Annotated in this window: 1 protein-coding gene; it reads right to left on the reverse strand. The window is 58.6% G+C overall.

Features of this window, described 5'->3' with window-relative positions; genetic code table 11:
• Nucleotides 1–129 precede the first annotated feature (129 nt).
• Nucleotides 130–563: hypothetical protein (locus EXE45_RS19950; protein ID WP_158294324.1), on the reverse strand; the 434-nt coding region annotated here is incomplete at its 5' end.

Here is a 563-nt window from a genome sequence, read left to right on the forward strand (position 1 = left end):
TAGTCATCAGCATCTACTACGTTGTACTCTTTTCTCTCAAAAGTATCACCGCATCCAGAACACGACAAACTTACTGACTCAGCCATACGCCAATTTTCGGGTTTGGGCTACTTATTGATTATTATTTTGTCAGGCCTGTTCGCCAAATAAGGCACTGACATTGGTCAGGTGAACTACGTCCGTCGCCGCGGAGTGCTTGTTGAGGGGATCCCAACGGTGTCCGTAGCGCCACTTGTAGCCGTGCCCCTCGGCACCGCTCATTTCCTCGACGGGACCGTAGTGAGCGGGCGCCCCCGACTCACGGAGGTCGACGTACTCATCGAACCACAGATCCACGTCGGGGATCAGGAACACCTCGTCGTACCCGATCTGCGGGAGGCCGCTCGGGTTGACAGCGGTGTCCATGTCGATGAGATCGAACCGCGGGAAGTCCTCGGGGATGTCGTCCTCGGCGGCGTCGGGGAGGTAGTCGGGCTGGAGCTTGTACGGGAGGTTGAACGCCTCCTGAACGGTGTCGGCGCTGGTGAGCCGCTCCCAAAAGGTCGGCCCGCGTTCGAGGTCGC

This window comes from Halorubrum sp. SP9 (genome assembly GCF_005435015.1).
GTDB classification, from domain to species: domain Archaea; phylum Halobacteriota; class Halobacteria; order Halobacteriales; family Haloferacaceae; genus Halorubrum; species Halorubrum sodomense.